The organism is [Actinomadura] parvosata subsp. kistnae (assembly GCF_900323885.1).
GTDB lineage: Bacteria > Actinomycetota > Actinomycetes > Streptosporangiales > Streptosporangiaceae > Nonomuraea > Nonomuraea composti.
Genome location: NZ_OOHJ01000022.1, coordinates 727362 through 753208, shown reverse-complemented (window position 1 = coordinate 753208; position 25847 = coordinate 727362). Strand labels below are relative to the sequence as shown.

25 protein-coding genes and 1 pseudogene are annotated in these 25847 nt (G+C 72.9%); 20 read left to right on the top strand and 6 right to left on the bottom strand.

What is annotated here, in order from left to right; all coding sequences use genetic code 11:
* Positions 1–2: 2 nt before the first annotated feature.
* The 3 genes from KIS93_RS46175 (at position 3) to KIS93_RS66370 (ending at position 2800) form a co-directional block, all read left to right on the top strand.
* Positions 3–194 carry a hypothetical protein gene (locus tag KIS93_RS46175; protein ID WP_155128294.1) on the top strand — a complete coding sequence of 64 codons (192 nt, stop codon included), beginning with the start codon at positions 3–5 and terminating at the stop codon, positions 192–194.
* 255 nt (positions 195–449) lie between these two features.
* The gene (locus tag KIS93_RS66375) at positions 450–1901 is read left to right on the top strand and encodes a glycoside hydrolase family 3 protein (RefSeq protein ID WP_246005466.1); all 1452 of its coding nucleotides are present in this window, start codon (positions 450–452) and stop codon (positions 1899–1901) included.
* Positions 1898–2800, top strand: coding sequence for a glycoside hydrolase family 3 C-terminal domain-containing protein (locus KIS93_RS66370; RefSeq protein WP_246005465.1), 903 nt, complete (start codon positions 1898–1900; stop codon positions 2798–2800). The genes KIS93_RS66375 and KIS93_RS66370 overlap by 4 nt, the downstream gene beginning before the upstream one ends.
* Before the next feature lie 6 nt (positions 2801–2806).
* Here KIS93_RS66370 and KIS93_RS46165 read toward each other — a convergent pair whose 3' ends face one another.
* The 3 genes from KIS93_RS46165 to KIS93_RS46155 form a co-directional block, all read right to left on the bottom strand.
* The gene (locus tag KIS93_RS46165) at positions 2807–3796 is read right to left on the bottom strand and encodes an endonuclease/exonuclease/phosphatase family protein (RefSeq protein WP_080041634.1); all 990 of its coding nucleotides are present in this window, start codon (positions 3794–3796) and stop codon (positions 2807–2809) included.
* 99 nt (positions 3797–3895) lie between these two features.
* Positions 3896–4687, bottom strand: a complete 792-nt coding sequence (locus tag KIS93_RS46160) for an SAM-dependent methyltransferase (RefSeq protein WP_080041633.1) — start codon at positions 4685–4687, stop codon at positions 3896–3898.
* Between the two features lie 25 nt (positions 4688–4712).
* Positions 4713–5468, bottom strand: a complete 756-nt coding sequence (locus tag KIS93_RS46155; RefSeq protein ID WP_155128292.1) for a SpoIIE family protein phosphatase — start codon at positions 5466–5468, stop codon at positions 4713–4715.
* A gap of 314 nt (positions 5469–5782) precedes the next feature.
* Here KIS93_RS46155 and KIS93_RS46150 point away from each other — a divergent pair, with 314 nt between their 5' ends.
* The 6 genes and pseudogenes from KIS93_RS46150 (at position 5783) to KIS93_RS46130 (ending at position 10612) form a co-directional block, all read left to right on the top strand.
* Positions 5783–6937, top strand: coding sequence for a sensor histidine kinase (locus tag KIS93_RS46150; protein WP_080041631.1), 1155 nt, complete (start codon positions 5783–5785; stop codon positions 6935–6937).
* Positions 6934–8055 carry a hypothetical protein gene (locus KIS93_RS46145; protein WP_155128290.1) on the top strand — a complete coding sequence of 374 codons (1122 nt, stop codon included), beginning with the start codon at positions 6934–6936 and terminating at the stop codon, positions 8053–8055. Before KIS93_RS46150 ends, KIS93_RS46145 begins: the two co-directional genes overlap by 4 nt.
* Positions 8022–8726, top strand: a complete 705-nt coding sequence (locus tag KIS93_RS46140; protein WP_080041629.1) for a response regulator — start codon at positions 8022–8024, stop codon at positions 8724–8726. Before KIS93_RS46145 ends, KIS93_RS46140 begins: the two co-directional genes overlap by 34 nt.
* A 273-nt stretch (positions 8727–8999) precedes the next feature.
* On the top strand, positions 9000–9665 hold the full coding sequence (locus KIS93_RS46135) for a lytic polysaccharide monooxygenase auxiliary activity family 9 protein (protein ID WP_080041628.1): 666 nt from the start codon (positions 9000–9002) through the stop codon (positions 9663–9665).
* A gap of 44 nt (positions 9666–9709) precedes the next feature.
* Positions 9710–9829 (top strand): annotated as a pseudogene (locus KIS93_RS69295) (IS982 family transposase); the annotation flags it as partial.
* Positions 9830–10093: 264 nt separating this feature from the next.
* Positions 10094–10612, top strand: coding sequence for an RICIN domain-containing protein (locus KIS93_RS46130; protein WP_080041627.1), 519 nt, complete (start codon positions 10094–10096; stop codon positions 10610–10612).
* A gap of 56 nt (positions 10613–10668) precedes the next feature.
* On the opposite strand, the gene sigJ is transcribed toward KIS93_RS46130, so the two are convergent.
* Positions 10669–11565 carry an RNA polymerase sigma factor SigJ gene (sigJ, locus tag KIS93_RS46125; RefSeq protein WP_080041626.1) on the bottom strand — a complete coding sequence of 299 codons (897 nt, stop codon included), beginning with the start codon at positions 11563–11565 and terminating at the stop codon, positions 10669–10671.
* Between the two features lie 138 nt (positions 11566–11703).
* Between sigJ and KIS93_RS46120 the strand changes: the two genes are divergently transcribed.
* Positions 11704–12084, top strand: a complete 381-nt coding sequence (locus tag KIS93_RS46120; protein WP_080041625.1) for a hypothetical protein — start codon at positions 11704–11706, stop codon at positions 12082–12084.
* A 70-nt stretch (positions 12085–12154) separates the two neighbouring features.
* Positions 12155–13312 (top strand): NAD(P)/FAD-dependent oxidoreductase, encoded by a 1158-nt coding sequence (locus tag KIS93_RS46115; protein WP_080041624.1) that lies wholly within the window; start codon positions 12155–12157, stop codon positions 13310–13312.
* On the opposite strand, the gene KIS93_RS46110 is transcribed toward KIS93_RS46115, so the two are convergent.
* Complete coding sequence (locus KIS93_RS46110) at positions 13263–14240, bottom strand: LysR family transcriptional regulator (protein WP_080041623.1); 978 nt, start codon at positions 14238–14240, stop codon at positions 13263–13265. The genes KIS93_RS46115 and KIS93_RS46110 overlap by 50 nt on opposite strands.
* Positions 14241–14328: 88 nt before the next feature.
* Between KIS93_RS46110 and KIS93_RS46105 the strand changes: the two genes are divergently transcribed.
* Positions 14329–15252, top strand: coding sequence for a zinc-binding dehydrogenase (locus KIS93_RS46105; protein ID WP_080041622.1), 924 nt, complete (start codon positions 14329–14331; stop codon positions 15250–15252).
* Positions 15249–16295: an alpha/beta fold hydrolase gene (locus tag KIS93_RS46100; protein WP_080041621.1), complete on the top strand. Its 1047-nt coding sequence runs from the start codon at positions 15249–15251 to the stop codon at positions 16293–16295. The genes KIS93_RS46105 and KIS93_RS46100 overlap by 4 nt, the downstream gene beginning before the upstream one ends.
* A 48-nt stretch (positions 16296–16343) precedes the next feature.
* Here the strand turns inward: KIS93_RS46100 and KIS93_RS46095 are convergent, their stop codons facing one another.
* Positions 16344–17441, bottom strand: coding sequence for a LacI family DNA-binding transcriptional regulator (locus KIS93_RS46095; RefSeq protein ID WP_222107893.1), 1098 nt, complete (start codon positions 17439–17441; stop codon positions 16344–16346).
* A gap of 342 nt (positions 17442–17783) precedes the next feature.
* On the opposite strand from KIS93_RS46095, the gene KIS93_RS46090 reads away from it, so the two are divergent.
* The 7 genes from KIS93_RS46090 to KIS93_RS46060 all read left to right on the top strand — a co-directional run bounded on the left by KIS93_RS46090 (position 17784) and on the right by KIS93_RS46060 (position 25844).
* Entirely contained in the window at positions 17784–19688 is a 1905-nt protein-coding gene (locus tag KIS93_RS46090) for a primary-amine oxidase (RefSeq protein WP_230465461.1), read from the top strand.
* Between the two features lie 15 nt (positions 19689–19703).
* The gene (locus KIS93_RS46085) at positions 19704–21320 is read left to right on the top strand and encodes an ABC transporter substrate-binding protein (protein WP_080041620.1); all 1617 of its coding nucleotides are present in this window, start codon (positions 19704–19706) and stop codon (positions 21318–21320) included.
* A 2-nt stretch (positions 21321–21322) separates the two neighbouring features.
* Positions 21323–22291, top strand: a complete 969-nt coding sequence (locus KIS93_RS46080; protein WP_080041619.1) for an ABC transporter permease — start codon at positions 21323–21325, stop codon at positions 22289–22291.
* Positions 22292–22406: 115 nt separating this feature from the next.
* Positions 22407–23105 carry an ABC transporter permease gene (locus tag KIS93_RS46075; RefSeq protein ID WP_222107892.1) on the top strand — a complete coding sequence of 233 codons (699 nt, stop codon included), beginning with the start codon at positions 22407–22409 and terminating at the stop codon, positions 23103–23105.
* On the top strand, positions 23102–24139 hold the full coding sequence (locus KIS93_RS46070) for an ABC transporter ATP-binding protein (protein ID WP_080041617.1): 1038 nt from the start codon (positions 23102–23104) through the stop codon (positions 24137–24139). The genes KIS93_RS46075 and KIS93_RS46070 overlap by 4 nt, the downstream gene beginning before the upstream one ends.
* Entirely contained in the window at positions 24136–24873 is a 738-nt protein-coding gene (locus KIS93_RS46065) for an ABC transporter ATP-binding protein (RefSeq protein ID WP_230465460.1), read from the top strand. Before KIS93_RS46070 ends, KIS93_RS46065 begins: the two co-directional genes overlap by 4 nt.
* On the top strand, positions 24870–25844 hold the full coding sequence (locus KIS93_RS46060) for a P1 family peptidase (protein WP_080041616.1): 975 nt from the start codon (positions 24870–24872) through the stop codon (positions 25842–25844). Before KIS93_RS46065 ends, KIS93_RS46060 begins: the two co-directional genes overlap by 4 nt.
* Positions 25845–25847: the final 3 nt, after the last annotated feature.

The window sequence follows — 25847 nt, the reverse complement described above, 5'->3', positions numbered from 1 at the left end:
AGATGTCACACGACGCCAGCCGCGTCGCGGCGAAGCGGATCAACGATCACGTGGAGCTCATCCACGTGGACAACCCGGACGCGGTGCTGGAGGTTCCTCGCCGCGACTGGGAGGCGTTCACCGCGGCCGTCAAGTCCGGCGCGTTCGACCTCGAAACGCTCAACCGCCAGGCCGAGGGGAGCAACGTGGCCTGACCTTCCGCAGCACGACGGCGCCCGCTCCCTGTCAGGGGGGCGGGCGCTTCCGTGCGGACAAGTTTCTTGAAAGTTTCACCGGCGTAACAGCGCCAAGAGTGCTGGTCAAGAGGGGTGGTGGGGGACCGTTTCCGTTCTTCCGGAAATCCGTTCCCGAAATTTTCGGAATAGTGTCGAAATATTCTTGACGAGTTTGCGAGGGACACCTAAAGTCCCGGCGTAATGATCGGGATGAATCTCTCGAAGGTCGCAACCATGACATCTGTCAACGTGCCGGGCCTCGCGCCCTGGCGGGACGCCGCCCGCACGACCGCGGAGCGGGTGGAGAGCCTGCTGGCCGACCTCACCCTTGAGGAGAAGGTCGCGCAGCTCGGGTCCGTGTGGGTCCAGAGCGACGAGCCCGGCAACGTCGCCCCCCTCCAAGACCGCTTCACCGTGGCCGACGGCATGGAGGAGCGGCTGCGGTACGGTCAGGGCCATCTGACCCGCGTCTACGGCACCGCGCCGGTCAGCCCCGCCGAGGGCGCGGCCCGGCTGCGCTCCATGCAGGAGCAGGTGATGGCCGCCAACCGGCACGGCATCCCCGCCATCGCCCACGAGGAGTGCCTGACCGGGTTCGCCACGTACGGGGCGACCGCGTACCCGACGCCGCTGGCCTGGGCGGCCACCTTCGACCCCGGCCTGATCGAGCGCATGGCCGCGGCCATCGGCGCCGACCTGCGCGCCGCCGGAGTGCACCAGGGGCTCTCGCCCGTCCTCGACGTCGTCAGGGACTACCGGTGGGGCCGGGTCGAGGAGACGCTGGGGGAGGACCCGTACCTGGTGGGGCAGCTCGGGGCGGCCTACGTCCGCGGCCTGGAGGGCGCCGGCGTCATCGCCACCCTCAAGCACTTCGCCGGATACGCCGCCTCGCGCGCGGCCCGCAACCAGGCGCCCGTCAGCATCGGGCCGCGCGAGCTGGCCGACGTGATCCTGCCGCCGTTCGAGACGGCGCTGCGCGAGGGCGGGGCGCGCTCGGTCATGAACTCCTACACCGACGTCGACGGCGTGCCCGTCGGCGCGAACCCGCACCTGCTGCGCGGCGTGCTGCGCGAGGAGTGGGGGTTCGACGGGACGGTGGTGGCCGACTACTGGTCCATCCCGTTCCTGGCGTCCATGCACGGCGTGGCCGAGGACCTGCCCGACGCGGGGGCGGTGGCCATGCTGGCGGGCATCGACGTCGAGCTGCCCGAGACCCACGGGTACGGCGCGCACCTGGTGGGCCACGTCCGCGCGGGACGGGTGGACGAGGCGCTGGTGGACGAGGCGGTGCGGCGGGTGCTTCGGCAGAAGATCGAGCTCGGCCTGCTCGACGCCGCCCCGGACGCCGACCCGGACTCGGACCTGGCCCCGGAGCTGGCCCCGGAGCTGGACCTGGACAGCCCCCGCAACCGCCGCCTCGCCACCGCCGTCGCGGAACGTTCCATCGTCCTGCTCGGCAACACCGGCCGCGTCCTGCCCCTCGACCCCGCCACCACCGCGCGCATCGCCGTGCTCGGCCCTGCGCCGACGACCCGCGTACGCTGCTCGGCTGCTACGCCTTCCCCAACCACGTCCTCGACCGCTACCCCGAGCACGGCACCGGCCTGCCGATCCCCTCCGTCAGGGAGCGGCTGGCGGCCGAGTTCCCGCATGCCGAGCTGCGCTACGCCCTCGGCGCCGACGTGACCGGCGAGGACGCGTCCGGCATCGCGCCGGCGGCGGAGCTGGCCGCCGGGTGCGACCTGGCGGTGCTGTTCGTCGGCGACCGGGCCGGGCTGTTCGGCGGCGGCACCTCCGGCGAGGGCTGCGACGCCGCCGACCTGCGGCTGCCCGGCCTCCAGCCGGACCTCGTCGAGGCGGTGCTGGCCACCGGCACGCCGACGGTGCTCGTCGTGGTGTCCGGGCGGCCGTACGCGCTGGGCGCTTACAAGGACCGGGTCGCGGCGGCGATCCAGGCGTTCTTCCCCGGCGTCGAGGGCGGCGCGGCGCTGGCCGGCGTGCTCAGCGGCCGGGTCAACCCGTCGGGGCGGCTGCCGGTGCAGATCCCGGCCGCGCCCGCCATCAACCCCTCCACCTACCTGCAGCCGCCCCTGGGCAGGAAGGCCGAGGGCATCACGGTGCTCGACCCGACCCCGGCGTACGCGTTCGGGCACGGCCTGTCGTACGCCGACATCGAGTACGTCTCCATGACCACCGACCGCACCGACTACCCCGTGGACGGCACGATCGAGGTGTCGGTGACCGTGCGCAACGCCGGCGACCGGCCCGCCGAGGAGGTCGTGCAGCTCTACGCCTCCGACCCGGTGGCGCAGGTCGCGAGGCCGGCCCTCCAGCTCGTCGGGTTCGCGCGGGTGCGCCTGGCGGCGGGGCGGAGCCGCACGGTGGTCTTCGACGTGCCGGCGGACGCGTTCTCGTACACCGGCGTGGAGCTGCGCCGCATCGTCGAGCCGGGGCTCATCACGCTGTCCGCCGGCCCGTCGGCGGACGAGCCGCCGCTGCGCCAGGACGTCCGGCTCACCGGCGCCACCCGCGTGCTGCGCGGCCCGCGCCGCCTCACCACCAGGGCCACGCTTCTGGAGGACTGAACGCGGTCAGGGCAGCCGCAGCTCGGCGAAGATGCCGCGGTGGTCGGTCCTGGGCACGTCCAGGAAGTCCACCCGGCGCACCGCCACCCGGGGGTCGGCCACGATGTGGTCGATGGAGATGATCGGCGGGATCGGCCGGAAGTTCGGCCAGGTGGGCGTCAGGCCCTCGCCCGCCTGCTCGGCCGCGTCCACGTATCCGCGTCCCAGCAGGTCGCGGAAGGCGCGGTGGTCGAGGCTGGCGTTGAAGTCGCCCGCCAGCACCCGCACGACGGAGGGCGAGGGGGAGGGGAGGGCGCGCAGGGCGGCGTTCCACTCGGCCTCCTTGCGGCCCAGCGGCGGGTTGGGGTGCACGGCCACCACCTCGACCTTGGCGCCGCCGGGCAGCGTCACGGACGCGGCTGGCATGTTGTGCCCGATCGGCGTGAACAGGCCGGGCAGCTCGGTCAGCGGATGCTTGGAGTAGATGCCGCTGCCGGTCACGTCGACCTCCGGCTGCAGCACCCGGTACGGCATGAGCTGCTTCAGCCCGGCCGCGTCGAGCTGCGCGGCCTCGGCGTGGGTCAGCTCCAGGGCGCTGAACACCTCGACGTCGTTGCGGCGGACGAAGTCGACGACGGTCCGGGCGTCACCGCGGCCGAACAGGTTGACCGCCAGCACCCGCAGCGCGGGCCCGCTCGCCGGGGGCTGCTCGGCGGGGAACGCGCGCGGCGCCACCACCGCGGCCATCGTCACGCACGCGAGCGCGGCCACGAGCGCCGCCCACCGGTTGCGCCGCAGCAGCGCCACGACCGCGGTCAGCGCCGCCAGCCCCGCGCCCCACGGCGTCACGGTCATGAGCTGCGTGGGGAACGAGCCCTGCTCCCAGCCGCCCACCCGGACGACCGCCCACACCGCCAGCAGCACGGCGACCGTCCAGGAGAACCAGCGCCTGCGCCTTCTCTTCTGCTTCGTCCGCTTCCCGGTCTCGGCGCGTTCGATGCCGGCCGTCGTGCTCACGCCGCCGTCCTGTCGTCCCCGAACTGATGCACAGCCTGAACCTTAAACGGCATCGCCGCAGGCAGCGCGGCGCCACCTGTGAACGTCCTCAGGTTCGGGCTAGCGCTTGTGGCCCACCCCGGCGTACATCCAGGCCGCCTCGTCGGGGAAGAGCGGCTCGTCGCGCCACTTCGACACGGCCACCAGGCCCGGCTCCACCAGGTCGAAGCCGTCGAAGTAGCGGGAGATCCGCTCGCCGGTGCGCGGCGTGCGGTGCATCGCCTGCGGCCGGGTCGCCTCCAGGTAGTCGGCCGCGACCTGCGGGGGCACGAGGTCGAGCGTCAGGTGGCTGAGCACCAGGTAGCTGCCGGACGGCAGAGCCTGCGCGTACGTCTTGACCAGCCGCTCCGGGTCGTCCTCGTCGGGGATGTGCATGAGGATGGCGACCATGACCAGCGCGATCGGCTGGGTGAAGTCGAGGGTGGCCAGCACGTCGGGGTGCTCCAGGATCGACTGCGGCTCGCGCACGTCGGCCTCGATGTAGGCCGTGCGGCCCTCGGGCGTGCTGGTCAGCAGTGCCCTGGCGTGGGCCATGACGATCGGGTCGTTGTCGACGTAGACGACCCGCGACTCGGGCGCCACCGCCTGCGCCACCTCGTGGGTGTTGCCCTGGCTGGGGATGCCGGTGCCCAGGTCGAGGAACTGCCGCACGCCGAGGCCGGCCAGGTGGCGCACCGCCCGGCCGAGGAAGGCGCGGTTGTTCCTGGCGCTCTCGCGGACGCCCGGCACCGCGGCCATGGTCTGCTCGGCCACCCGGCGATCGGCCTCGAAGTTGTCCTTGCCGCCGAGCCAGTAGTCGTAGACCCGGGCGGAGTGCGGGATGTTCGGGTTGATGCCGTGCGGTGCGCTCACACCGCGATCTTAAGTCAGGCGACTGTCACGCGGTCACGAATTCGGCGATGATCACCGTGGCGTCGCTCTTCGGCTCCGTCGCGGCCATCTCGTCGTACATGCGGTCCAGGCACGCCGCCGGGGACGCGCCCCCGGCCAGCAGCTCCTTCACCCGCGCCGCGCCGAGCGCCCTGACGGCCCCGTCGGTGACGATCGCCACGCGGTCGCCGGGGCGCAGCGTCACCGTGCCGAGCTCCGGGTTCAGCGCCGGCGGCAGCCCCACCCCGCGTACCGGCGGGCCCTCGCCGACCACGTGCGGCGTCGTCAGCCGGCGCGGCTCCGCGCCCCTCGGGCAGTGCCAGATCTCGCCGTCGCCCACGTGCGCGAACCGCAGCCGCGGGCTCTCCGCCCGCTCCAGCACCACCAGGTCCAGGGTGGCGACCAGATCGGGCACGGCCGGGTCGCGCAGGGCCGCGGTCCGCACCGCCCGGTGCGCCGCCTGCGCGCACTCGTCCAGCCCCTCCTCGCCGTACTGCGGCCGGGCCGCGATGACCGCGCCGAGGGTCAGCGCGGCGGCCGCGTGGGCGGCCTCCCCGCCGCCCACGCCCCTGGCCGCCGCGATCAACCGCTCCTGGACGACGTACGCGTCCGACGGGCGCCCCAGCCCGCCCTCGTACGTGCCCCCCACCGCGACCAGCCGCGGCCGGGCCACCGGCATCCCGGCCGGCCAGTTCCCCTGCCGGCCCCTGACCGTCATCACGGACAGGCAGCCCAGCAGGACCGTGATCACGAACGCTGTCATGAGGTCCCCTCCCGCCGCGATCTCCGCGGCACATCGCGTCCTAGTACACGCTCTTGTGAAGGGACGCGGCTGACGGCCGATCGGCCGTCGTAGCGCTCTGACGGCCGATCGACCGTCATGCCGCGGGGCGGGCCGCGAGACAGGGTTCGGATGGGGCGGGACCACCGCAGCAGAGCCGAGGAAAACGACAATGAGGCCCACGACGCCACGCGTCACCATACAAACCACGAAATACGCGGGAGAAACCCTTTCGTGTGGACTTTCAACCATTATCGTGAGATCCGTTCGGTGCCCATATCGCGTGCGGACGGCTCATGGCTCTCACCGGCTCCACGAGATACGACTCGGCCACCAGGCAGCTCACCAAGGCCGTCGCGCGGACAGGAGCCGGGGCGCGCAGCGCGGTGGGCTCGGTGGCGGTCGTCGCCGCGCTGTTCGGCGCGGTCCCGCCGGTCTCCCTCGCGTGGCTGGCGCCCATGCTGCTGGTCCACCTCGCCTGGACGCTCCTGTACGTCCGCGTCTTCTGGCGCGCGGACCTGCTGCCGTACTGGCTGGTGGCCGGTGATGTGGCCATCACCGTCGGGCTCTGCCTCGCGCAGGTCCACCTCGTCCCCACGGAGGCGCTCGTCACGGGGTCGAGCTGGGTGCACGGGCTGGTCACGATGACCGTCGTCATGGCCGGCGTGACCTGGCGACCCATCGTGGCGATCCCCGCCGGCCTCGTCCTGGCCGCGGCGTTCGCGGCCGGCGTGCGGCTGGCCTCGCCGACCCACGACGTGTACGGCTCCCTCGGGATCCACCTGGTGCAGCTCCTCGCGATCGTGCTGCTCATGACGCTGCTGCGGCGCTCGGCCGCCTCCGCCGACGCCTTCCTGCGGCAGAGCGTCCGCGCCGACATCTCCCTCATGGTCGAACGGCTGCGCCGCGAGGACGAGCTGCGCCAGGTCGGCAGCATCCACGAGACCTCGCTGCACACGCTCACCATGGTCGGCCTGGGCACGTACGACGAGCCGTCCCCCACCCTGCGCGACCAGGTGGCCACCGACCTGGCGGCGCTGGAGAAGCTGCGCGACCAGCCGCACGCCGGCTCCGTGCCCATCGCCCTCGACGCGCTGCTCGACCAGGTGGCCGGGCGGGCCACCGGCCTCGACGTGCACCGCCGCCTCACCCCCGAGACCGTCCCCGGCGAGGTCGCCGAGCGCTTCGCGCGCGCCGTCACCGAGGCCCTGGCGAACGTCGCCCTGCACGCCGGCGTCCGCGAGGCCGAGCTCGTCTCCTCCCGGCGCGACGGCGAGATCGTGGTCGAGGTCGCCGACGCGGGCCGCGGCTTCGACCAGCACCGCCTGCCGCCCGACCGGTTCGGCGTGCGCGGCTCCATCCTCGACACGATGCGCACCCTGCCGAACGGCGGCGCCCGGATCTCCTCCGGCGACCGGGGCACCCGCGTGAGCCTGTGGTGGCGGCCATGACCGAAGAGATCGAGCAGGTCGCCCGCCGCTACGCCCGCTACACCGCGCTCGGCGCCGTCGTCATCGCCGGCGTCTGGCACCTCGGCTACGACCTCACCGTCACCCTCACCGGCTGGAGCTCCTTCCGCTGGCCCTGGGTCGCCCTCGCCGCCTGGGTGCTCTACTCCGCGATCTTCGCCGTCGGCGCGCTCACCCTGTCCCGAACCTCCCGCGGCCCCGGCCGCATCCTGGAGCTCGCCCTCGCCACCCTCGCCGTGGACGTCGCCGTCATCGTCGCCTCCCGCCCCGAGGAGCTGCTCGGCATCAGCGACTGGGGCTGGGGCTCCATCGGTTGGATCGGCGTCATGCTGACGTGGGGGCGGCCGCGCTGGCGTACCGAGATCATCGCCTTCCTGTCCGCGAACGCCGGCATCATGCTGGCCGCCATGGCCGTCGCGGGCGCCCTCGACCGCGTCTCCATCGCCAAGTACCTCGTCGTCATCGCCGGCGGCGTCACCATGCAGCTCGGCTACATGGCCGGCTGCCACCTGCTGCGCACCCGCGCCGAGGAGACCGTGCTGCTGGCCCGCAAGCTCGCCGCCGACGACGCCTGGCGCGAGTCCGCCCAGCGCATCCACGCCGACCGGCTGCGCCGCTACGAGGCCATCCGCGACGTCGCCGAATCCCTGCTCACCCAGCTCGCCGACGGCGCCGACCCCGGCGACCCGCGCGTCCGCGAGGACTGCACCGCCGGCGCCATGCGGCTGCGGCGGCTCATCACCGAGCGCGAGGACGTCCCCGACGAGCTGGTCTCCGTGCTGCGCGAGCGCATCGACGCCGCCGAACGCCGCCAGGTCCTCGTCACGGCCCCGCCGTTCGGCGAGCACCTGCCCGCCCTGCCGGACGGCGTGCGCGAGGACCTGCTCCGGGCCCCCGTCCGCGCCCTCGACGGCGCCAGAACCCGCGCCAGGGTCACCGTGTCCGCCATGTCCACCATGGTGAGCGTGGCGGTGGTGGCCGACAACGACGACCTGCCCATCAGCCCCACCCCCGTCCACGAGGCCAGCGGGGTCGTCGTCAGCTATCAGCGGCTGGGAGGTGAGGTATGGGTCAACAGCATCTGGCAGGGCCCGTCGTGACGGTCGCCCTCGTGGAGGACCATCAGGTGGTGGTGGACGGCGTACGGTCGTGGTTCGCGCCGCCCACACCCGTGGAGCTCGTCGCGCAGGGCCCCACCATCGAGTCCGTCCGCGGCACCGCCGCCGACGTCCTGCTGCTCGACCTCAACCTCAACGGCACCATGGTCGTGGACCGGGTCGCCGAGCTGTGCGCCGGCGGCCAGCGCGTCATCGTCTTCTCCGAGCACGAGGAGCCCGAGATCGTGCGCAGGGTCCTCGACGCCGGCGCCTCCGCCTTCATCGGCAAGGGCCGCGCCACCCGCGAGTCGTGCCTGGAGACCATCCTGGAGGTGGCCGCCGACCGCCCCACCGTCACTCCGCCGATGGCCCAGGCCATCGCCACCGACGAGGGCCCCCACCGGCCCCAGCTGTCCGACAAGGAACGGGCGGCGCTGCTGTACTGGTTCCAGTCCATGTCCAAGGCGTCCGTGGCGGCCCGCATGGGCATCAAGGAACGGACGGTGCGGCAGTACATAGACCGGGCGCGGGTCAAATACGCGGCGGCCGGAAGACCCGCGCCCACCAAAGAGAAACTGCTCATCTGCGCCATCCAGGACGGCCTGGTGCGCCCCGACGAGGTGACCGTCTACACGTCACTGGCCGCGCAGGCCCCTGCGGACCGGCGGGAATGAAGCTCCTGGACCCCGGCACTCCCAGCAGGAGGGGGCCGGCAGAGCCGGGGTCCAGGTCCGATCGAGATGCCGGGCGGAGCGATCGGGTTGAAACTTTCAACTCTCTGACCCATCTCCGGAAAGCCCTTTCCGCTGTTCAGCCCGGCCGCCCAGCCCGCCCGCCACCCACTGACACCCGCCCTCACTTGGCCTGGCACGCGCGGTCAGATACCGTCCCCCACCGGGAGCGCTCCTCACCACCGGAACCCCCGACCGGAAACACGGAGACCGCACATGCCCCAACGAGCACCATCCCGCCGGGCGAAGCGCGCCCTGATCCTGCTGATGGCCCTGGCGATGATCTTCACCGTCCCGCTCACCGGCACCGCCTCGGCGCACGGCTCGGTCGTCGACCCGGCCTCCCGTAACTACGGCTGCTGGCTGCGCTGGGGCAGCGACTTCCAGAACCCCACCATGGCCCAGTTGGACCCCATGTGCTGGCAGGCATGGCAGGACAACCCGAACGCCATGTGGAACTGGAACGGCCTCTACCGTGACGGCGTCGCCGGCAACCACCAGGGCGTCATCCCCAACGGCCAGCTCTGCAGCGCCGGCCGCACCCAGGACGGCCGCTACCGCTCCATGGACACCCCCGGCGCCTGGAAGACGACCAACCTCGGCAGCACGTTCGACATCCGCCTCACCGACCAGGCCTACCACGGCGCCGACTACATCCTCGTCTACATCACCCGCCAGGGGTACGACGCCACGACCACCCCGCTCGGCTGGAACCACCTGGAACTGGTCCGCACGACGCCCAAGTACGCGCCCGCCGGCACGTACCCGATCACCGGCATCAGCAAGGGCTCGCGCACCGGCCGCCACATCGTGTTCACGGTCTGGAAGGCCTCGCACATGGACCAGACCTACTACTTCTGCAGCGACGTCAACTTCAGCTAGATCGCCGATCTGACATTCGGTGACGAAGGGCGTCCATGGTCGGTGTGAAGACAGACTTGGACGCCCTTCTGGCCGCACTCCATGTCTATCTGGACGATCACGTGATGCCTTCGCGGGCACGGCCTCGCAAACGGGGCCGGCGGCCGGTGCCGACCCCGGCCGAGCACCCGCGGCGATCGGCACGGTCACCGCACGGGGCGTCCGCGGGATGCCGGCCGCAGAACTTGGTCAATAAGTGGAGCGGCGCATGGACAGTCCTTTCGCCGAGTATCACTCCGTCCCGCTTTCAGCGTCATGGTGAGCCGCGGCCGAGAACGGCTCGCCGTCGTGGCCGCTGCCTGTGGCCTGCTGATGCGAGGGCTGGAATGTCGAACGGATCGAAGGCCGAACGTTGTTCGACGCGGATTTCGACGAAAGGAAGGACATCGATGTTCGAGAGGTCTGGCTGGGCTCTTCGTGCGCTTGTCGCGCTCCCGGTGGCACTCGGTTCGCTCGCTCTCACCGCACCCGCGCAAGCCGGGACTTCCTCGGATGAGTCGGTCAAAGAGATCGTCAGGCTGAAAAGTGTCCACTCGGGCAAATGTCTGGTGGCGAATCTCAGCACCACCCCGGTACAGGACTCATGTGACCTGAGGAGCGCCCAGTGGGAACACGACCTCGGCCGAAGCACGTTCCGCAACACGTACGTGAACATGTGCCTCGACACCAACGGCTCCAAGGTCTACCTGTCCAAGCCGTTCGCCCGCGGTGAGTGCAACACCGGCGACCGAGGCCAGCTCTGGAGGGTGGATACAGAGCATCTGGGCGGATACCGTCCTTATCAGTACGTTATTTGCAGCCAGCTGGACGGGCTGTACAGCAACAAGGCGATGACATTCTGGGACGACGGGACGATCTCCCTGGTTCAGAAAGATTCATCGCGTAAGCAGCGCTTCCTGTCTATATGAGCATGCGTTCATGTCGTAGGCCGTTCGGCCATCCCCGCCCGGCAGGGCCGTTCCCCTCAGAGCGTGGTCCACAGGCGGAGCTTGTCGGGGTTGCGGACGGCCCAGATGTGCTTGATGCGATCATCGGCGATCTCGAACGCGCACACCGTCACCGTGACGCCCCCGCGCTGGACGATCAGCCCCGGCCGGCCGTTGACCGTGCGCTCCAGGATCGTCACGTCCTGCAGCACCTGCGTGAACCTGGTCAGCCCGCGTACGATCTGCTCCACCCCCTCCACCGGCTTGATCAGGGTGCTGACCATGCCGCCGCCGTCGGCGGTGATGGTGGCGCCGGGGTCGAGGAGCGCGACGAGGGCGTTGATGTCCTTGGCCTCCCACGCCTGCTTGAAGTCCCTGACGATGCCCGCCTGCCGGGCCTGCCCGGACGTCGGGGCCTGCGCGTCGCGGATGCGGCGGCGGGCCGAGGTGGCGAGCTGCCGGCAGGCCGCCGGGCTGCGCCCGACGATCTCGGCCACCTCGGCGAACGGGTAGCGGAAGACGTCGTGCAGGATGAACGCCACCCGCTCGGCCGGGGTCATCGACTCCAGGACGACGAGGAAGGCCATGTTGACCGACTCGTCGAGGGTGACCCGGTCGGCCGGGTCGCCGTTCGGCCCCTCGGGCAGGTCGGGCAGCGGCTCGGGGATCCACTCGCCCACGTACGTCTCCCGCCGGACCCGCGCCGACGACAGCACGTTCAGGCAGAGGCGGCCGGCGACCTTCGTCAGCCAGGCGCCCGGCGACTCGATGGCGTCCTGCTCCTCCCGTGACATGGCGTACCAGCGGGCGTAGGTCTCCTGGACGACGTCCTCGGCGTCGGCGAGCGAGCCCAGCAGCCGGTAGCCGAGGTTGATCAGGTGCCGCCGCTCGCTCATGATCACGGCCAGGGCGGGGTCGGGTCGGGTGCTGCCCATCGTGGTGCTGACTCCCTCATTCGTGTCGGGCCTCTCCCATTCGACCGGACAGCACGGCGAGCTGTGAGGCCGCCCCCGCCTCACATTCCCGGCGGCTGTGTTGTCGGACGTACTGACCGACCATGAGGAGAGCACACCATGTCCGCACCGACGACGACCAAGCGGGGCAACAACCTCACGTTCCTGCGTGCCGTGATCGCCCTGCAGACCCTTGCCGTCTTCGCCGCCCCCGTGACCGCCGGGCTGCTGCTGACCACGCCCAACGGGCACGTCCTGCACAGCGCGGCGGCCTACACGATCTTCGTGGTGGCCGTGGTGCACGTGGCCGCCGCCGTCCTGGCGTGGCGGCCGGGCGGCGGCTCGCCCCGGCCCGTCCTCCAGGCGGCCGGGTTCCTGGCGGCCACGTCGGCGCAGGTCGCGCTGGGCATCGCGCACGTGACGACGCTGCACGTGCCGCTGGGCGTGCTCATGTTCGGACTGAGCCTCCTCCACCTCAGCCGCGTACTCAAGACGCCGTGACCACCGGCTGACCACCCGACTGACCACCCGGCTGGCCACCGGCTGACCACCGAGGAAGGGAATCCGCACCATGCCCGCACTGCACAAGGTCGTCGTCATCGGGGGCGGTTACGCGGGCACGCTCGCCGCCAACCACCTGCGCCTGCGCGACGACCTCGCCATCACCCTCGTCAACGCCCGCCCGCGGTTCGTGGACCGCATCCGGCTGCACCAGTACGTGGCCGGCACCGGCGAAGCCGCGATCGACTACGGCACGCTGCTCGGCGACGGCATCGAGCTGGTCGTGGACGGCGCCGCCCGCATCGACACCGCCGCCCGCGAGGTGCGGCTGGAGTCGGGCCGCGCGCTGGGTTACGACTACGTCATCTACGCGGTCGGCAGCACCGGCGCCCCGCCGCCGCAGGTGCCGGGCGCGTCCGGGCTGGCGTTCGACATCTCCGCGTACGAGCCGGCGCGGCGGCTACGTACCAGGCTGGCCGAGCTGCCCCACGACGCCCGGATCACCGTGGTCGGCGGCGGGCTGACCGGCATCGAGACGGCCGCCGAGCTGGCCGAGCGGGGGCGCGCCGTCACGCTGGTGTGCGGCCGGACCCTGGCGCCGTACCTCAGCACGGGCGGCCGCCGGTACGCCGCCCGCTGGCTGGCCCGGCACGGCGTCACCGTGATCGAGGGCGCCGAGGTGAGCGCCGTCACCCCGGACGCGGTCGTCCTCGCCGACGGCACCGAACGCCCGAGCGCCGTGACCATCTGGGCGGCCGGCTTCGGCGTGCCCCGGCTCGCCGCCGAGAGCGGCCTGCGTACCGACGGGCTCGGCCGGCTGCTCACCGACGAGACGCTGACCAGCCTCGACGACGACCGCATCGTCGCGGCGGGCGACTGCGCCGCCCCGTCGGGCCGGCCGCTGCGGATGAGCTGCTACGCCGCCGGCCCGCTCGGCGCCCTGGCCGCCCGCACGATCCTGAGCCGCATCGCCGGAACGGAACCCGAGCCGATCAACGTGCGCTTCACGGGGGCGTGCGCCAGCCTGGGCCGGCACGCGGGCATCCGGCAGCTCGCCCGCAAGGACGACACCGCCGTGAACGTCTACGTCGGCGGGCGCGCCGGTGCCGTCATCAAGGAGGTGACCTCCGCGTTCGCGGTGAGCAGGATCCGCGGCGAGGCCCGCAGGCCGGGCTCCGTCAGGTGGGTGAAGGGCCGCCCCCGGTCGGTGGAGCCGGCCCTGACCTGAGCCGGCCGGCGGGGTCGCTCTCGGGCAGCCAGTCGCGGGCCGGATCGTATTCGAGCCACCGGCTGCGCTCGGCCTCCCGGACGAACGCGCCGATCAGGGTGTCCAGCAGCGGATGGTCGGCGCCGGAGCGCCAGAGCAGCGACCACGCGTACAGGGGAGTGGGCTCCACCAGCGGGACCGTCCTGACAGCCGGACCGGCGGGCAGGGGCACGTCGGCGGGCAGCAGGCTGAAGCGGCGCGGGTCCGCCGCCAGATCGGCCAGGAAGTGCTCCAGCCCCAGGTTGGCGCCCTCGGCGCGGGCACCGATGCCGAAGGAGTCGGCGAAGCGGTGCAGGAAGTCGAGCCGGTGCAGCGGCCCGGGCGCCCACAGCAGGCTGTCGCGCAACTGCGCCGGCCGGATCGCCGCCGCGCGCGCGAGCGGATGGCCCGCGCTGAGGACCGCGTCCACCGGCTCCAGCCGGACGAGGCGATACCGCAGGCCGGCGGGCAGCGGGGCGTGGACGCGGCCGAAAGCGGCGTCGATGTCGCCGCGCAGCAGCGCGGTGCTCACCGAGGGCAGGTCGCGCCCGTGGCCGAGCTCGGGCCGCGGTTCGCCGCCGGCCACCAGCGCGAGCGTGCGCATCGGCGCGTACAGGTGGCCCCAGACGTCGATCCGCAACGGCCGGTGCGTGCCGAGGACGGCCGCCACGGCCCGGTCGGCGGCGGCCAGCGCCTGCCGGGCCGGCTCCAGGAAACGCCGCCCGGCCTCGGTGAGGCGCACCCCCTGGCCGCCGCGGTCGAGCAGCCGCCTGCCGAGGACGGACTCCAGGCGGGCGATCCGCTTGGACAGCGCCTGCTGCGAGATCGACAGTTCCTCAGCCGCGTGGCCGAAGTGCAGCTCTTCCGCCGCCAGGACGAACGCGCGCACCTGCGCCAGGTCGAGGTCCACGCCTGTCACCATAGGCGACAACCGATGGTTGTCGCGCTGGATCGACCGTTGTTGGAGGAAGCGGGCCGGATGCCGGTTCCATGGCCGCATGCGGAGATTGTTGCCCACAGGGGATCCGGCCCGGCTGGTCGAGTTCGCGCAGGACGCCCAGCCCGTGCCCGCGCCGGACGAAGTGCTGATCAAGGTCGAGGCGTTCTCGCCCAACCGCGGGGAGACGTTCCTGCTGGAAGCGCCGCGACCCGGGCTCAGACCGGGCAAGGACGTGGCCGGGCTCGTCGTGCAGGCCGCCGCGGACGGCTCGGGCCCGCCCGTCGGCGCCCGCGTCGTCGGTCACCCGCCCATGGCCGGGTGGGCCGAGTACGCGACCGTGCCCACCCATTCGGTCGCCGTCCTGCCCCGCGAGGTCACCGCCGTCCAGGCGGCCGCCCTGCCGCTGGCCGGGATCACCGCGCTCCGGCTGCTGCGCGCGGCCGGCGTGGTGGCCGGCCTGCGCATCCTGCTGACCGGCGCCTCCGGCGGGGTAGGCCACTACCTGACCGAGCTGGCCGCGGCGGCCGGGGCCGAGGTGACGGCGGTGACCGCCACGGAGGAGCGCGGCGCGCGCCTGCGCGAGCTGGGCGCCACGGCGGTCGTCCGCGACGCCGCCGACGCGGGCGGGCCGTTCGACGTGGTGCTGGAATCCACGGGCGGCGCCGCCCTGCCGGCCGCGCTGGCCCGGCTGGTCCCCGGCGGGACGCTGATCTGGTTCGGCCAGGTCAGCCGCACACCGGTGACCCTGAACTTCTTCGACCTGTTCGCCGGGCCGGAGAACGGCGTGATCAGGCACTTCCACTACGCGGGCGCCCCCTACCGGCGCGACCTGGAGACCCTGCTGCGCCTGGTGGCCGATGGGCGGCTGCACCCCGAGATCGGCCGCACCGAGGACTGGAGCCGGACCGCCGACGTGCTCGCCGACCTGCGTGAACGCCGGATCCGCGGCAAGGCCGTCCTGACGATCGGAGCATCACGATGAACGCCACCACCTCCGCCACCACCTCGGCCGCCGCGTCCGCTGCCGCCGCCTTCGCTGCCGCGAACCTGTCGCGCGCGACGGGAGCCGGGCTGGACGTGCACGAGTACCTGCGCGTCACCGGCGAGCTGACCGACCTGGGCCGATGGGGCGAGACCTTCATGCGGGTCGCGCGCGGGCATCTGGCGCGGGCCGGCGAGGCCGCCACGGCGATCTCGGCGGGCGGGCACTTCATGACGGCCGCCCGCTGGTTCCACTTCGCCACGCTGGGGCCGGGCGAGGAGAGCGCGCTCGCCGCCGCCGAGGCCGACGCCGCCATGGGCCGCGCGCTGGAGCTCCTGGACCCGCGAGCGCGCCGCGTCGAAGGGCCGGGCTTCGCCGGCTGGTTGCGGAGGCCGGATCGCGCCGGCGGGCCGGGAGGGCCGGACGGTGGCGGGGCGGTGGTCGTGGTGGTGCCCGGGCTCGATTCGAGCAAGGAGGAGTTCCACGCCGTGACGGACGAGCTGCTGCGCAGGGGCCTGACCGTGTTCACCATGGACGGGCCGGGCCAGGGCGTGCTCGCGGCCACGACCACGATCCGCGCCGACTACCACCACGTCATCGGCCAGGTCGCCGACGCCCTCGGGGCCCGGCGCGTGGGGCTCGTCGGGCTCAGCCTCGGCGGCTACTACGTCGCCGAGAGCGCCGCGAAGGAGCCCCGCGTCGTCACCGCGGTCACCGTCAGCGGCCCCTTCCGGCTGGACTGGGACGAGCTGCCCCAACCCGTGCGGGACCTGCTCGTCAGCCGCGCCGGTGGCGAGGACGCGGCCCGCCGCTTCGCGGGCCGGGTGGACCTGTCCGCGCTCGCCCCGGCGATCACCTGCCCGCTGCTCGTGGTGGACGGCGGCCAGGACGTCATCCCGGGCGTGACCGACGGCGCGGCGCTGGCCCGGCTGGCGCCCCACGGCCGGTACCTGCGCATTCCGCACGGCGACCACCTGCTGGGCAACGCCCGGCCCGACTGGCTGGCGACCGCCGCCGACCAGATCGCCGCGACGCTCGCCTGACCCGCCGGGCTGCTGCGGGCGGTTCTACGGGCGGTTCTACGGGCGGTTCTACGGGCGGGGTGCGGTGGAGGCGCGGATCTGCAGCTCGATCGGGTGGACGCGCTCCGTGCCCGGCTGTGCCGTGCCCGACAGCAGCTCGAACAGCAGCTCTGCACAGCTCGCCCCCGCCTCGCGCGGCCGCAGGTCGATCGCGGTGATGGGCGGGTCGGCCTGGCGCGTGGCGGCGCTGTCGACGCAGGAAGCGAGCCGCACCCTGCCGCCGGCCTCCCGCAGCAGCGGCGCCACCTCGGTCGCCGCCCCGGCGGGAGCGCACACGAGCGCGTCCATCGGCACCTCCGCGCCGCCGGTCCGGGGCGTGTCATCGTTCCGCGCGAGCGCGCCGCCGCCCGTCGCGAGCGCGCCGCCTCCGGTCCCGGGCGTGCCGCCGCCGGTCCCGGGCGCGCCGTGGCCCCTTCCGAGGAGGGCGCGGGCGGCGGCGCGGACCTCGTCGCCGGTCGCGTCGAACGAGACCCTGCTCACCAGCGGCGCGACCCCCCGCCCGGCGCACCACTCCTGGTATCCCCGGTGCACGCTGGCCGCCCAGTCGCTCTCGTCGCCCGCCACGATGAGCCCCGGCCGTCTCGCCCCCGTCGCGAGCAGGTGGTCGAGGAGGCGGGTGAGCATGAGCGCGTGTTCGGACCATACGACGCCGTCCGCCTGCCGGGAGCCGGGGAAACGCTCGCACGAGACGGTCGGCAGCCCGGTGGCCATCAGGCTCTCCACGACGGGGTCTCCGCCGAGCGGGTCGCCGAGGACGAGGCCGTCCACGCGGGGCGGGCGGGCGCGGCGCTGGCCCGAGGTGATCAGGGTGACGTCGTAGTCGTGCCGGGCGGCCTGCTCGACCACGCCGAACACGAACGACATGTAGTACGAGGAGCGGGTCAGCACCTCGGGCACGTGCAGCCCGATCGTGCCGGTGCTGGCCTTGCGCAGGTGGCGGGCCGAGCCGTTGGGCACGTAGCCGAGCCGTTCGGCGACCGCGACGACGGTCTCGCGGGTGCGTTCGGAGACGCGTCCTGAGCCGCGCAACGCGTCGGAGGCGGTCGTCTTGGAGACCCCCGCCTCGCGGGCGACGGTGAGGATCGTGACCGGCTCGTCTGCGTGCACGCCCTGATCGTAGCGACCCATCCGCGCCCCTTCCGCGCCCTGCTCGTGGCGGCCCATGCGCGCCCCCTTCCGCGCCCTGCTCGTAGCGCCCCGCCCGCGGCCCTTCCGCGCGCCCTGCTCGTGGCGGCCCGTCCGCGCCCTTCCCGCGCCCTGCTCCTAGCGCCCCGTCCGCGCCCTTCCGCGCGCGCCCTGCTCCTAGCGGCCCGTCCGCGCCCCTTCCGCGCCGCGCGTCCCGTAAACGATGTGTTTCGGCTGGGCTCCAGGTCTTGTGCCCTCCGGCGGACGCGGTTAGGTTATCGCGAAACTTGCCGGAACGTTCCGGCAGCAGAAAGGGGCCGAACGTTGCACCTGTCCGCCGGAAAGTGTCCCCACCCTCTCGACCCGCTCGCCGCACAGGAGATCGACGAGGTCAGACGGGTTCTCATGACCGAGGGCCTGCTGACGGAGACGGTCCGGGTGGCCTACCTCGGGCTGGAGGAGCCGCCGAAGGGTGAGGTGCTGGCGTACGAGGACGGCGCCGCCCGCCCGGCCCGCCAGGCCCGCGCGCTCCTGCTGGACCTGGCCACCGAGGCCGCGCAGGACGTGGTCGTGTCGATCAGCGAAGGCCGGGTGGCGGCCACGGGGCCGATCGACCCGCTGACCGACGGCCAGGTGCCGATGCTGGACGAGGAGCACGCCCTCGTCCGCAAGGTGCTGCGCGAGGACCCCGGCTGGGCGAAGGCCCTGGCGAGAAGGGGGATCGACGACCCGGCGAGCGTTTACCTGGCCGCGCTCAGCGCCGGCCACTTCGCGTTGCCGAAGGAGGAGGGCCGGCGGGTCGCCAGGGTGCTGGCGCACCTGATGCCGACCCCGGAGAGCCTTCCGTGGGCGCACCCCGTGGACGGCCTGGTCGCGTACGTGGACCTGGTCAAGGGCGAGGTGCTGGAGATCGTCGACACCGGCCCCCAGCCGATCCCGCAGGAGAGCGGCGACTACACGAACGTCGAGCACCGCACCACGCAGAAGCCCATCCACATCACCCAGCCGGAGGGCCCCAGCTTCACGGTCGACGGCCCGCTGGTCACGTGGGAGAAGTGGAGCCTGCGCCTCGGCTACGACATGCGCGAGGGCCTGACGCTGCACCGCATCGGGTTCGAGGACGGCGGCCGCATCCGGCCGATCGTCTACCGGGCGTCGGTGGCCGAGATGGTGGTCCCGTACGGCGACCCGAGCCCGATCCGCTTCTGGCAGAACTACTTCGACACCGGCGAGTACCAGCTCGGCAAGCTCGCCAACTCCCTGGAGCTCGGCTGCGACTGCCTCGGCGAGATCACCTACTTCGACGTCGTCGTCACCGATGGCGCCGGCGTGCCAAAGGTGATCAAGAACGCGATCTGCATGCACGAGGAGGACTACGGGGTGCTGTGGAAGCACACCGACCCGGCCAACGGCTCCCGGGAGACGCGCAGGCAGCGCCGCCTGGTCATCTCGTTCTTCGTCACTGTCGGCAACTACGACTACGGCTTCTACTGGTACCTCTACCTCGACGGCACGATCGAGCTGGAGGTCAAGGCGACCGGCATCGTCTTCACCGGCGCCTACGACGACCGGGCCGCCCCGTACGCCTCGGAGGTGGCGCCGGGCCTGGCGGCGCCGTACCACCAGCACCTGTTCAGCGCCCGGCTCGACATGACCGTGGACGGCGTGGCCAACGCCGTGGACGAGGTCGAGGCCAGGCGGCTGGACAGCGAGCACGGCAACGCGTTCGGCCGCGCGGCGACCCGGCTGCGTACCGAGCGGGAGGCCGGGCGCGACGCCGACCTGAAGGCGGAGCGCACCTGGCACGTCGTCAACCCCGGCGTGCGCAACCGCCTCGGCGGCCCGGTCGGCTACGCGCTGTTCCCCGAGGGCAAGCCGACGCTGATGGCCGCCGAGGGGTCCAGCATCCACCGCAGGGCCGAGTTCGCGACCCGGCACCTGTGGGTCACCCGCTACCACCCCGCGGAGCGCTATCCCGCCGGCGACCTGGTGAACCAGCATCCCGGCGGCGCGGGCCTGCCCGCCTACACCAGGGCCGACCGCGACATCGACGGGCAGGACATCGTGCTGTGGCACACGTTCGGCCTGACGCACTTCCCCCGCACCGAGGACTGGCCGATCATGCCGGTCGACACCTGCGGGTTCGTTCTCAAGCCGGTCGGCTTCTTCGACCGCAACCCCACGCTCGACGTCCCGCCGAGCGCCTCCGGACGCTCATCCTGCCACTAAGAGGAGACGAGGCCCATGCGTTACCCGCGCCTGGCCTGCGGTGTCGCGGCAGCCCTGCTGGCTTCGGCCTGCGCCGCCACCGGAACGACCACCACCCCGCAAGCCGCCGCCCAGGAGACGGCCGCCCCCGGCTTCCTGGCCGTCGCCGACCAGGCGCTCGCCCCGGGCGGCACGCTCAACCTCCAGGTGCACATCGACAGCGGCGCCGCCACCGGCTACGACCCGCAGCTCGCCGACGTGGCCACGACCTGGCAGCTGCTGTCGCTGTCGTACGAGACGCTGGTCACGGTGGGCCCCGACTTCAGCGTCCAGCCGCTGCTCGCCGAGAAGTGGGACACCCCCGACGACCGCACGTACGTCTTCCACCTGCGCAAGGGGGTGGCCTTCTCCAACGGCAGGAAGATGACGGCCGACGACGTCGTGGGCAGCCTCAAGCGGTTGCTGGCCTCGAAGGGCGTGTGGGCGGGCCAGCTCGGGCCGGTGGACGAGATCGTGAAGGACGGCGACGACCGGGTCAAGGTGACGCTGAAGGAGCCGTACACGCCGTTCCTCGCGGCCCTGGCCAACGTGCCGGCCGCGATCCTGCCGATGAAGGAGATCGGCGACAAGTCGGTGGACCCGGCCACGACGCTGCTGGGCACCGGCCCGTACGTGGTGGACAATCACCGCCAGGACGTGTCGTGGACGTTCAAGCGCAACGACACGTACTGGAACCAGGGCAAGCCGGCCGCCGACACGCTGAACATCACGATCGCCCCCGAGGAGGCCGCCCGCATCGCGGCCCTGCAGAACGGCGGCGCCGCCCTGGCCACGCTGGGCAACGTGGACTCGGCGTCGATGCTGGCCGGCGCGAAGGACGTCAAGGTCGTCACCCAGGCGACCACGGACTTCTACTACCTGATGCTCAACAGCCTGAAGCCGGGCTCGAAGCTCGCCGACCCCAAGGTGCGCCAGGCCATCAATATCGCGCTGGACGCCCAGCAGATCGCCGACATCGCGCTCGGCGGCAAGGGGAAGCCGACCGCGATCACCCCGGCCGGCCTGCCGGGCTCGTGCGACCCGGCCACGCTCCCATCGGCCGCGAAGAGCGTGGAGGAGGCCAAGAAGCTGCTGGCCGAGGCGGGCGCCGAGGGCCTGTCGTTCACACTGACCATCTTCAACACCGAGCCCGCCCCCGCCGTCGCCCAGGTCATCCAGCAGAACCTGCAGCAGGCCGGCATCACCGTCAAGATCGAGCAAATGGACGAGGCGAGCTGGTCCGGCAAGGTGTACGGCAAGGCGCCCGCCGAGTTCGACGCCGCCCTGTCGTGGTTCGCCGGCTACGCCGACCCCGGCATGGTCACCAAGTGGTGGAACCCGGAGACGGCCGGCTTCAACGCCGGCTTCATGAAGCCGGACAAGGAGCTGAGCACGCTCATCGACGCGGCCAACAAGCAGGCGGAGGGCAGGGACGAGGCGCTGGCCCAGGTGTGCGCCAAGGCCGACGCGGACGCCCAGATGATCCCGCTGGTGACCCGCCCGGCCACGGTCGCCTACCGGGCCGACCAGCTCAGCCCGAGCCTGTACGCCACCGAGGGCTACGGCAACGTGCTGCGCCTGGTCGCCGACGCCCGCGTGAAGAAGTCGCGATAGCCATGCGGCTGCTGATGTGGTGGTCCGGCCGGGCGCTCAGCTCGGCCGCCACGCTCCTGGGCGTCTCCGTGCTGATCTTCGCCGCCGTCCGCCTGATGCCGGGCGGCTTCGCCGAGACGGTGCTCGGGCCGTTCGCCACCCCCGAGCAGAAGGCGGAGCTGGCCGCCCGCTACGGGCTCGACCAGCCGGTCTTCGTGCAATACGGGCACTGGCTGGCCGCCGTCGCCGGCGGCGACTTCGGCTTCTCCATGATCAGCCGCCAGCCGGTCGGCGCGGAGCTGCTGGCCCGCCTGCCGATCACGGCCGAGCTGACCGTGCTGGCGGTGGCCGCGAGCGTGCTGCTCGGGGTGCCGCTGGGCGTGCTCACCGCTGTGCGGGCCCGCCCGACCGGCGGCGGCGCGGCCGGCCGGCTGCTCAGCGGGCTCGGCGTCAGCGTGCCCGAGTTCGTGCTGGGCAGCCTGGTCGTGTTCGTCTTCTCCCGGTACGCGCTCGGCCTCCAGGTCGGCTCCTGGGTGCCGCTCACCCGGGACCCCGCCGCGAACCTGGCCACGATGATCCTGCCCGCCGCCGTCCTGTCGGTCTTCTCCATCTCGGTGACCGCCAGGACCACCCGCGACGCCGTCATGGGCGTGCTGGTCGAGCCGTACGTGACGGCCGCCGTCGGGCGCGGCGAGTCGCCGTGGTCCATCGTCAGGCACCACATCCTGCGCAACGCCGCCACCCCCGTGGTCACGCTCATCGGGACGACGACCGCGTACCTGCTGGGCGGCGCGCTGATCGTGGAGCACGTGTTCAACCTGCCGGGCGTCGGCTCCTACATCGTGCAGGCCGTCGGCCGCCGCGACTACGCGGTGGTGCAGGCCGGGGTGCTGCTGGCGGCGGGGGTGTTCATCGTCATGAACGTGCTGATCGACCTGCTCGTCGGGGCCATCGACCCCCGGCTGGGCGTCATGGCGGGGAGGCGGGCATGAGAAGGCTCGATCGGTTGTCCATCGGCGGGCTCGCCTGCCTGGCCGTGCTGGTGCTGTTCGCGCTGGGCTCGCTCGTCGGCGCCGGGGAGACCCGGACGCGATCGTCGGCCCGCGCTTGCAACCGCCGGGCCCCGGCTGGTGGCTCGGCACCGACAACCTGGGCCGCTCGGTGCTGCCCCGCGTCATGGAGGGCGTCGGCACGACCCTGCTGCTGTCGTCGATCGCCGTGCTGGTCACGGCGGTGCTGAGCGCGGCGTTCGGCATCCTCGCCGGATACCGTGGCGGTTACCTGAACGAGCTGGTGATGCGCCTGGTGGAAGTGCTCTACTCCTTTCCCGCCATCGTGCTGGCCATCCTGGTCGCGGCCGTGCTCGGCCCCGGGCAGACGGCGGCGCTGGCCAGCATCGTGCTGGTGACGATCCCGCTGATGACCCGGCTCGTGCGGGCCGCCGCCGTGGCCGTCGCGCAGCGCGACTACGTCACCTCCGCCGTCATCAGCGGGGCCCGGCTGCCGCGCGTGCTCGTGCGGCACGTGCTGCCGAACGTGGCCGGCACGATCGCCGTCCAGGGCACGTACGCGCTGTCGGTCGGCATCGCCGTCGAGGGCGGGCTGAGCTTCCTCGGCTTCGGGGTGCAGCCGCCGCAGGCCTCGCTCGGGGTGCTCATCCAGCAGGGCGGCACGTACATGATCGCCGCGCCCTGGCTGATCCTCGGCCCCGGCGTCGTGCTCGTGGCCGCGATCCTGGCGATCAACGTGGTCGGCGACGGGCTGCGCGACCGGCTCGAACCCCGAGAGACGAGGTCACTGACATGAGCCTGCTCTCCGTACGGAACCTGGTGATCGACTACGCCCGCACGCGCGCGCTCGACGGCGCCGGCCTGGAGGTGGCACAGGGCGAGAGCGTCGGGGTGGTCGGCGAGAGCGGGTCGGGCAAGTCCACGCTCGGCTCCGCCGTGGGCCGGCTGCTGCCGCGCGCCGCCCGGCGCACCGAGGGGGAGGTGCTGGTGGCGGGGGAGCCGGTCTTCGACCTGCCCGCCGCCAGGCTGCGGCACCTGCGCAGGAAGCACCTCGGGTTCGTCTTCCAGGACCCGATCGGCTCGCTCGACCCGACCATGCGCGTCGGCGACCAGCTCCGCCTGGTGCTCGGGCGCGGCGGCGACGTGCGCTTCCACCTGGGCCGGGTCCGGCTCGACGATCCGCGGGTGCTGCGCGCGTACCCGCACCAGCTCTCCGGCGGCATGGCGCAGCGGGTGGCGATCGCGATGGCCATGGCCACCTCGCCGGACCTGCTGGTCGCCGACGAGCCGACCGCCGCGCTGGACAGCCAGGTTCGCGAGGAGGTGTCGGACGTGATCTTCACGCTGGCCGCCGAGGCGGGCACCAGCATCCTGTGGCTCAGCCACGACCTGCCCGCCGTGGCCCGCCGCTGCGACCGGGTGGCGGTCATGTACGGCGGGCGCGTGGTCGAGTCGGGGCCCGCCGCCCAGGTGCTCGGCCACCCCGCCCACCCCTACACGGCGGCGCTGGCCAGGTCCGCGCCCGCCGCCGCGGCCCACGGGGTGCGCCTGGAGCCGGTGCCGGGCCGCCCGCCCGTGCTCACGGGCCCGTCCCCGGGCTGCGCCTTCGCGCCGCGCTGCGCGTTCGCGGAGGACCGCTGCGCGCACGAGCGCCCGGCCCCGGTCCGCGTCAGGGAGCAGGACGTGCTGTGCCACAAAGCGATCGAGCTGGAGGACCGCCTGACCGCGCCGATCGAGCCCGCGCCGATCGAGCCCGCGCCGATCGAGCCCGCGCCGATCGAGCCCGCGCCGATCGAGCCCGCGCCGAACACGACGGAGGTGACCGCGTGATCCTCGAACTCGACGACGTCACCGTCACCTTCGCCGCCGGCCCGCCGCTGCGCCGCATCCACCTCGACGCCATGCGGCACGTCACGCTCCAGGTCGCCGAGGGCGAGACGCTGGGCCTGGTCGGCGAGTCCGGCTCGGGCAAGACGACGACCAGCCACGTCGCGCTCGGCCTGCGCCGCCCCACGTCGGGCACGGTCAGGTTCGACGGCCGCCCGTTCCCGAAGCGCCGCCGCGAGCTGGCCGGCCGCATGCAGGCCGTGCTCCAGCACCCGCACTGGTCGCTGAACCCGCGCATGCGCGTCGGCGCGAGCGTCGCCGAGCCCCTGGACGTGCTGGGCCGCACGGACCGGACCGCCGTCACCGAGATGCTGGAGCACGTCGGCCTGGGCGCGGACTTCGCCGACCGCTACCCGCACGAGCTGTCCGGCGGCCAGCGGCAGCGCGTCTCCATCGCCCGCGCCCTGGTCACCAGGCCCGCCTTCATCGTCTTCGACGAGGCGGTCAGCGCGCTGGACGTCTCCGTGCAGGTGCAGATCCTCAACCTGATCAAGGACTTGCAGGCGGAGTACGGCTTCGGCGCCCTGTTCATCTCCCACGACCTCGGCGCGGTCCGCTACGTCGCCGACCGGATCGCCGTCATGCGCCGGGGCGAGGTGGTCGAGACCGCCGACACCCGCACCTTCTACGCCGGCCCTTCCCACGAGTACTCGAAGCAACTGCTGGAGGCACTGTGACCCATCGGCTCGCCACACCGTCGGCGTTCGCGCCGGGCGTCCCGCGCAACGCGGACCTGCCGCTGACCCCGCAGCCGAGCCCGGGGCGCGGCTCGGTCGCGTTCGACCTGCCCGGCGTGCTCGTCGGCACCGCCGAGTACGGCGAGGGCCCCACCGGCTGCACCGTGATCCACCTGCCGAAAGGTGCCCGCACGGCCGTGGACGCGCGCGGCGGCGCGGTCGGCATGAGCGGCGGCTACGACTTCAACCACGCGATCTGCCTGGCGGGCGGCTCGGTGTACGGGCTGGCCGCGGCGGCGGGCGTGAGCGACGAGCTGCTGTCGCGCCGGAACAACGTCACCAAGTGGGACGAGCTGCAGCTGGTGTCGGGCGCGGTCATCTACGACTTCTCCTGCCGCGACACCGCCGTCTACCCGGACGCCGAGCTGGGCCGGGCCGCGCTGCGGTGGGCCAGGGAGGGCGAGTTCCCGGTGGGCCGGTGCGGCGCGGGCCGCACGGCGAGCGCGGGCAAGGTGGACTTCGGCCGGGCCGAGTTCGCCGGGCAGGGCGCCGCTTTCGGCACGTTCGGGGAGGTCAAGGTGCTGGTGGCGACCGTGGTGAACGCGGTGGGCGCGGTGGTCGACCGGCAGGGCCGGGTCGTGCGCGGCAACTACCATCCGGAGCTGGGCGAGCGCCGCCACCCGAGCGCCGACTACGCCGAGCTGAGCGAGGCCCCGGCCGTGATGGGCAACACGACGCTGACCGTCATGGTCACGAACGTGAAGCTGTCGGACGTCGAGCTGCTGCAGGTGGGCCGCCAGGTGCACAGCTCGATGCACCGGGGCATCCAGCCGTTCCACACGCTGACGGACGGCGACACGATGTTCGCGATGACGACCGACGAGGTCGAGCTGAGCGGCGTCAAGCCGACCGGCCTGGGCACGCTGGCCTCCGAGGTCGCGTGGGACGCGATCCTGAGCGCGGCGGAGTAGCGG

Excerpts from the sequence above, each read along its gene's own strand:
- KIS93_RS66375 (WP_246005466.1), top strand. The coding sequence starts at position 450 with ATGACATCTGTCAACGTGCCGGGCCTCGCGCCCTGGCGGGACGCCGCC.
- KIS93_RS46135 (WP_080041628.1), top strand. The coding sequence starts at position 9,000 with ATGCCCCAACGAGCACCATCCCGCCGGGCGAAGCGCGCCCTGATCCTG.
- KIS93_RS46140 (WP_080041629.1), top strand. The coding sequence starts at position 8,022 with ATGGGTCAACAGCATCTGGCAGGGCCCGTCGTGACGGTCGCCCTCGTG.
- KIS93_RS46120 (WP_080041625.1), top strand. The coding sequence starts at position 11,704 with ATGTCCGCACCGACGACGACCAAGCGGGGCAACAACCTCACGTTCCTG.
- KIS93_RS46105 (WP_080041622.1), top strand. The coding sequence starts at position 14,329 with ATGCGGAGATTGTTGCCCACAGGGGATCCGGCCCGGCTGGTCGAGTTC.
- KIS93_RS46080 (WP_080041619.1), top strand. The coding sequence starts at position 21,323 with ATGCGGCTGCTGATGTGGTGGTCCGGCCGGGCGCTCAGCTCGGCCGCC.
- KIS93_RS46100 (WP_080041621.1), top strand. The coding sequence starts at position 15,249 with ATGAACGCCACCACCTCCGCCACCACCTCGGCCGCCGCGTCCGCTGCC.
- KIS93_RS46130 (WP_080041627.1), top strand. The coding sequence starts at position 10,094 with ATGTTCGAGAGGTCTGGCTGGGCTCTTCGTGCGCTTGTCGCGCTCCCG.
- KIS93_RS46175 (WP_155128294.1), top strand. The coding sequence starts at position 3 with ATGTCACACGACGCCAGCCGCGTCGCGGCGAAGCGGATCAACGATCAC.
- KIS93_RS46085 (WP_080041620.1), top strand. The coding sequence starts at position 19,704 with ATGCGTTACCCGCGCCTGGCCTGCGGTGTCGCGGCAGCCCTGCTGGCT.
- KIS93_RS46115 (WP_080041624.1), top strand. The coding sequence starts at position 12,155 with ATGCCCGCACTGCACAAGGTCGTCGTCATCGGGGGCGGTTACGCGGGC.
- sigJ (WP_080041626.1), bottom strand. The coding sequence starts at position 11,565 with ATGGGCAGCACCCGACCCGACCCCGCCCTGGCCGTGATCATGAGCGAG.
- KIS93_RS46070 (WP_080041617.1), top strand. The coding sequence starts at position 23,102 with ATGAGCCTGCTCTCCGTACGGAACCTGGTGATCGACTACGCCCGCACG.
- KIS93_RS46150 (WP_080041631.1), top strand. The coding sequence starts at position 5,783 with ATGGCTCTCACCGGCTCCACGAGATACGACTCGGCCACCAGGCAGCTC.
- KIS93_RS46155 (WP_155128292.1), bottom strand. The coding sequence starts at position 5,468 with ATGACAGCGTTCGTGATCACGGTCCTGCTGGGCTGCCTGTCCGTGATG.
- KIS93_RS46145 (WP_155128290.1), top strand. The coding sequence starts at position 6,934 with ATGACCGAAGAGATCGAGCAGGTCGCCCGCCGCTACGCCCGCTACACC.